Origin of the sequence: Micromonospora sp. AMSO1212t (assembly GCF_008868145.1) — a bacterium.
Classification (GTDB): domain Bacteria; phylum Actinomycetota; class Actinomycetes; order Mycobacteriales; family Micromonosporaceae; genus Micromonospora; species Micromonospora tulbaghiae.
On record NZ_WBKS01000210.1, the window covers coordinates 1 to 5,892 of the forward strand.

7 protein-coding genes are annotated in these 5,892 nt (G+C 73.4%); 4 read left to right on the forward strand and 3 right to left on the reverse strand.

Annotated features, from left to right (window positions below; translation table 11 throughout):
* Positions 1–390 (reverse strand): EamA family transporter (locus F8279_RS28870; protein ID WP_368668846.1); only part of this gene is annotated, 390 nt, incomplete at its 3' end.
* 106 nt (positions 391–496) lie between these two features.
* On the opposite strand from F8279_RS28870, the gene F8279_RS28875 reads away from it, so the two are divergent.
* The gene (locus F8279_RS28875) at positions 497–1,192 is read left to right on the forward strand and encodes an HAD family hydrolase (RefSeq protein ID WP_151501624.1); all 696 of its coding nucleotides are present in this window, start codon (positions 497–499) and stop codon (positions 1,190–1,192) included.
* 96 nt (positions 1,193–1,288) lie between these two features.
* Here the strand turns inward: F8279_RS28875 and F8279_RS28880 are convergent, their stop codons facing one another.
* Both F8279_RS28880 and F8279_RS28885 read right to left on the reverse strand, forming a co-directional pair.
* Positions 1,289–1,822: a hypothetical protein gene (locus F8279_RS28880; protein WP_192580794.1), complete on the reverse strand. Its 534-nt coding sequence runs from the start codon at positions 1,820–1,822 to the stop codon at positions 1,289–1,291.
* Positions 1,823–1,840: 18 nt separating this feature from the next.
* Entirely contained in the window at positions 1,841–2,710 is an 870-nt protein-coding gene (locus tag F8279_RS28885) for a PhzF family phenazine biosynthesis protein (RefSeq protein WP_091415058.1), read from the reverse strand.
* Positions 2,711–2,743: 33 nt separating this feature from the next.
* On the opposite strand from F8279_RS28885, the gene F8279_RS28890 reads away from it, so the two are divergent.
* The 3 genes from F8279_RS28890 (at position 2,744) to F8279_RS28900 (ending at position 5,853) form a co-directional block, all read left to right on the forward strand.
* Entirely contained in the window at positions 2,744–4,030 is a 1,287-nt protein-coding gene (locus F8279_RS28890) for a CBS domain-containing protein (RefSeq protein WP_151501626.1), read from the forward strand.
* Positions 4,023–4,631 (forward strand): DUF1003 domain-containing protein, encoded by a 609-nt coding sequence (locus F8279_RS28895; RefSeq protein WP_151501627.1) that lies wholly within the window; start codon positions 4,023–4,025, stop codon positions 4,629–4,631. The genes F8279_RS28890 and F8279_RS28895 overlap by 8 nt, the downstream gene beginning before the upstream one ends.
* Positions 4,632–4,704: 73 nt before the next feature.
* A complete protein-coding gene (locus F8279_RS28900; RefSeq protein WP_151501628.1) occupies positions 4,705–5,853 on the forward strand; it encodes an Mrp/NBP35 family ATP-binding protein in 1,149 nt (382 codons plus the stop codon).
* Positions 5,854–5,892 lie beyond the last annotated feature (39 nt).

The following is a 5,892-nucleotide window of genomic DNA, read 5'->3' on the forward strand; positions in this document are numbered from 1 at the left end:
CGGCAGCCGCCGTCCCTGCCCGCGGGCGATCAGCCCCTGCCACACCGGCTGCGTCGCGCCGAGCGCGGTCGCGGCCGCGACCGAGGTGAGCTGCGCGCTCGGCATCCAGGTGGCGAAGTGGGCGGCCAGGGCGACCCCGGAGAGTACGCAGTAGAGCCCCTCCTGCCGGCCCGGCCCGACCGTGAGCGCGCGGAGTTCGGCGCGCCGGCGGATCAGGGCGACAGGGCCGAGGACCGCCACCGACAACGCGGTACGCCAGAACGCCACCGCCAGCGCCGACGCGGCGGCGAACGCCACGAGCGGCGCCGAGGACGAGACCGAGGCGACGGCCAGGGCGAGCGCGCCCACCGTCAGCGCGTCGAGCGGCGGGCGATGCGGAACGGTCGGCACGAACGGTAATCCTCACACGAACACCCGACCGACACGGAAAGTCAGCACTCCGTTACGATCATGCGCTTCCCGGCGATCCCCCCTCGACGTCCGGAGGCGTTCCCTCATGCCCAGGTTCCAGGCGGTGCTGTTCGACTTCTTCGGCACCCTCACCCACTGCGTACGGCGCGGAGCCGCCCACCGCGCCACCGCCGACATGCTCGGCTGCTCCACCGAGGCGCTGGTGGAGGTGCTGAACAGCAGCTTCTACGAACGGGCGAGCGGCTCCTTCGGGAACGCCGAGTCGACGATGCGCTGGGTGTGCGCCCGGCTCGGCGTCCACCCGTCCGACGCGGCGGTACGCGCCGCCGTCGCCACCCGGCACCGGGCCGTACGCGCCGGCACCCGACTGCGTGCGGAGGCGGTGCCGGTGCTGGCCGCGTTGCGCCACCGGGGCGTACGCACCGGGCTGGTCAGCGACTGCACGCACGAACTACCGGCCTTCCTGCCGCAGCTCGCCGTCGCGCCGCTGCTCGACGCCCAGGTCTTCTCGGTACGCCTCGGACGCTGCAAGCCGGACCCGGCGCTCTACCTGGCCGCGTGTTACCGGCTCGGCCAGGTACCGGCCGACTGCCTCTATGTCGGCGACGGCGACAGCCAGGAACTCACCGGCGCGGAGCGGGCGGGGCTGAGCGCGGTCCGGCTGGCCGCACCGGATCTCGTCGACCACGTGGTCCTCAACGCCGACCACGGCTTCGGCGGGCCGTCGCTCACCTCGCTGACGGACGTGCTCGGCCTGCTCGACCCGGTCCCCGTCGCCTGACCCGGCTCCTCGACGCGGCCCGGCCCGTCGGCGGACCGGACCGACTCGGCTGGCGGCGACCGACCCGCATCGGCGTCGACCGCCTGGTGCCCGCGGTCAGCGGCGGCGGACGCGGTGCAGGCGGAACGGCTTGCGGACGACCCGTACCACAGGGGCCGGGCGGGGCTGCTCGCTCAGCGAGCCGTCCGGGAGGTCGGCGCCGGTCACGGCGGTGCCGGCGGGGGTGAGCCGGTTGAGCGCGCACCCCTGCGCCGCCCACCGCTCCACCAGCTCGGTGGCGGAGCCGGAGGCGTTGAGCCGCTTCGCCGCGACCAGCGGCGCGGCGGTGTCCCACTCGTCGGTGCCCGGTTGCAGCCGGGTCACCCGCGCCGGCCAGGTGACGATCCGCCCGCCGTGGTCGCCGCGCAGCGTCACGTCGGCCGTGTCGCTGTCGGCCAGTCCGGGTGCGGCCTGTTCGCCGGGACCGGTGACCACGAGCAGGGTGCCCTCCAGCGGCAGGCACCACAGCGCGTACGCCGGACCGCCGTCGGTGCTCACCCAGCACACGGCGGCCTTCTTCACCGCCTCGTCCACCAGGGGCGGCGTCACCCGCTCGTCCACCTCGTCACTCACCCTGCCATCCTCCCCCATCCCCACCCCGGGCCGCGGTCAGCCGATGAACGGGGGGACGGTGATCTCGCCTCGGGCCACCGGCATGACCTGGCCGGACACGGTCGCGCCCACCGCCAGTCCGCCGGACGCGGTCACCGTGCAGTCGAGCGTCGACGGGCGGTTGATCTCGATGCCCTGCCGGACCGTGTACGTGGAGCGTCCGTCGCCGGGGAGCAGGCCGCTCGCGACCAGCCACACGCCCAGCCCCAGGGCGGCCGAACCGGTCGCCGGGTCCTCCGGTACGCCGAGCCCCGGCACGAAGACCCGGGCGTGCGCGGTTTGCGAACCGGGCTCCCAGGAGAAGAGGCTGACGTGCTCCACGCCGTATCGCTCCGCCGCCGTCGTGTTCAACCGAGCCCGGGCCACCGCGTCCGGGCGTACCGGAAGATAGGGGAATTCGAGGCCGCACCCGGCGACCCGCGGTGGCGGGCCGACGTGGTCGGGGCCGGTGAGGCCGACCATCTCCAGCAGCGGCTCCGGGTCGAGTTCGGGGCCCAGCGTGGGCGTGCCGCCGGTGAGCGTCGCGCCGGTGGCGGTCACCTCGATCGGCAGGACGCCGGCGCCGCACTCCTGGGTGACCCGGCCCGCGCCGAAGACGCCGCGCCGGCTCGCAGTCACCGCGGCGCCGACGCTCGGGTGCCCGGCGAAGGGCAGCTCGTCGGCCGGGGTGAAGATCCGGGCCCGGTAGGTGGCGCCCACCTGAGTCGGCGGCAGCACGAAGACCGTCTCGGACAGGTTGAACTCCAGCGCGAGCGCCTGCATCTGCTCGGTGGCCAGCCCTTCCGCGCCGAACACCACGGCCAGCGGGTTGCCGGCGAAGGGGCGGTCGGTGAAGACGTCCACGATCTCGTAGCCCAAGGTCGACATGTTGTTAGAGACTAGGCCCTTAGGCTGGTGGCCGTGAGCACGCCGAACCGGGTCTACCTCGCTCGACTCGCCGGAGTCGCCGTTTTCGACCCGAACGGCGACCAGGTCGGCCGCGTCCGCGACGCGGTGGCCCGGATGCGCGCGACCCAGCGACCGCCGGAGGTGGTCGGCCTGGTCGCCGAGATGCCGATGCGGCGGCGCATCTTCCTGTCCATCAACCGGATCACCTCCATCGATCCGGACGGCGTGGTGCTCGGCAGCGGCACGCTCAATCTGCGCCGGTTCGAGAAGCGCCCGAACGAGCTGCTGGTGCTCCAGGAGCTGCTCGACCGGCGGGTCCAGCTCGACAGCGGGCAGGCCGGCTCGGTGGTGGACGTGGCGATGGAGTGCAGCCGCGGCGGCGAGTGGGCGCTGAGCCGGGTCGCCGTCCGCGAGCACACCGGCCGGCTCACCCGCCGCGGCCACCTCCACCAGGTCGACTGGGACCGGGTCCACGGTCTGGGCGCGGTCGGCGACAACCGGGGTACGGCGAACCTGCTCGCCGTCCTGGAGGACATGCGCCCGGCCGACCTCGCCAACGCCCTCCAGGATCTGCCCGACGCCCGGCGCAACGAGGTGGCCGCCGCGCTCGACGACGAACGCCTGGCCGACGTGCTCAGCGAGCTGCCCGAGCACGACCAGGTGGAGATCCTGGCCGCGCTGGACCGGCAACGCGCCGCCGACGTGCTGGAGGAGATGGAGCCGGACGACGCGGCCGACCTGCTCAACGAGCTGCCCCCGCCGGAGCAGGACGTGCTGCTGGACCTGATGGAGCCGGACGAGGCCGACCCGGTACGCCAGTTGCTGCGCTACGCCTCCGGCACCGCCGGCAGCGTGATGACCTCAGAGCCGGTGATCCTGCCGCCGGACGCCACGGTGGCCGAGGCGCTGGCCCGGATCCGGGAGCCGCAGCTCTCGCCCGCGGTGGCCGCCCAGGTCTTCGTGACCCGCGCCCCACTGACCACGCCCACCGGCCGCTACCTGGGTATGGTGCATTTCCAGCGGCTGCTCCGGGAACCTCCGGCCGATCTGCTCGGCGGCATCGTGGTCAACGACATCGACCCGTTGCGGACGTCGACGCCGCTGCCCGAGATCACCCGCCGGATGGCGACGTACGACATGGTCAGCATGCCGGTGGTGGACCGGAACAACCGCCTGGTCGGCGCGGTGACCGTGGACGACGTGCTCGACCACTCGCTCCCGCGGGACTGGCGGGACCGGGACGCGGTATCCCCCTCGTCCGCCACCCACGACGGCATCCTGGACGGCGACGATGAGTGATCAGCGACGGGGCGAGCGGTTGGACCAGCCGCGCACCCCGCGGAACCTGCGCCTGCGCCGGGTCGACGCGGAGACGTTCGGCCGCTGGGCCGAGGGCATCGCCCGGGGCATGGGTACGGCGAACTTCCTCGTCTACATGACGCTGATCCTGGTGGCCTGGTTCCTGTGGAACACGCTGGCGCCGGCGAGTCTGCGCTTCGACCCGTACACCTTCACGTTCCTGACCCTGATCCTGTCGTTGCAGGCGTCGTACGCGGCGCCGCTGATCCTGCTCGCGCAGAACCGGCAGGCGGACCGGGACCGGATCGCGCTGGACGAGGACCGGCGGCGGGCCACCCTCCAGAAGGCCGACACGGAGTACCTGGCGCGGGAGATCGCCGCGTTGCGGATCGCGATGGGTGAGGTGGCGACGCGGGACTTCCTGCGCTCGGAGCTGACCCGGCTGGGTGAGGAACTGGACGAGGCCGCCGAGCGGCGGCGGAAGCTGGAGCGGCGGCAGCAGGAGCGCGAGGGCCGCCGGACGGGCGGCGGAGAGCGGCTGGACGAGCCCCGGGACGAGCTGGACGGCGACTACGTGCGGGACGGTCGCTACGAGGGCTGACCGGGCCATCGAATCGCTCACACCGCCCCCGCCAGCGGCGGTGGCCGATGACCCGCGACGTAGCATTGCGGGCATGTCAGCACCCGTCAGCACCGTCTCCGACGCGATCCAGGCCGCCCTGGCCACCGTCAACGACCCGGAGATCCGCCGGCCGATCACCGAACTCGGCATGGTCCAGTCCGCCGAGCGCGACGAGGACGGCGTGGTCCGGGTGGAGCTGCTGCTCACCGTGGCCGGCTGCCCGCTGAAGGACAAGCTGCGCAGTGACATCACCGCCGCCGTGGGCGCGGTACCCGGCGTGAGCGGTGTCGAGATCATCTTCGGTGTGATGAGCCCGGAGCAGCGCCAGGACCTGCAGTCGAAGCTGCGCGGTGGCGGTGCCACCGCCGAGCCGGTGATCCCGTTCGCCCAGCCGGGCTCGCGGACCCGGGTCTACGCGGTCGCCAGCGGCAAGGGCGGTGTCGGCAAGTCCAGCGTCACCGTCAACCTGGCCGCCGCGCTGGCCTCGCGTGGCCTGTCGGTGGGTGTGGTGGACGCGGACATCTACGGCCACTCGGTGCCCCGGATGCTCGGCGCCGACGGCGCGCCGACCCGCGTCGAAGACATGATCATGCCGCCGCAGTCGCACGGCGTGAAGGTCATCTCGATCGGCATGTTCACCCCCGGCAACGCCGCCGTGGTCTGGCGCGGGCCGATGCTGCACCGGGCGCTTCAGCAGTTCCTCGCCGACGTCTACTGGGGTGACCTGGACGTCCTCCTGCTCGACCTGCCGCCGGGCACCGGCGACATCGCGATCTCGGTGGCCCAGTTGCTGCCGAACGCGGAGATCCTGGTCGTCACCACGCCGCAGGCGGCCGCCGCCGAGGTGGCCGAGCGGGCCGGCGCGATCTCGTTGCAGACCCACCAGCGGGTGGTCGGCGTGATCGAGAACATGTCCTGGCTGGAGATGCCGGACGGCTCCCGGATGGAGGTCTTCGGGGCCGGCGGCGGCGCGGCGGTGGCCGAGTCGCTGACCCGCACGATCGGCGCGCAGGTGCCGGTGCTGGGGCAGATCCCGCTGGACACCCGAGTACGCGAGGGCGGCGACGCCGGTCAGCCGATCGTGCTGGCGCAGCCGGACGCCCCGGCTGCGAAGGCCCTGTTCCAGGTCGCCGACCGCCTGGCCGTCCGCCGCGAGTCGCTCCTCGGCAAGCCCCTCGGCCTCAAGCCGGCAGGCCGCTAGCGCTCACCCACCGCTCCCCACCCGTCTCTTATACACACC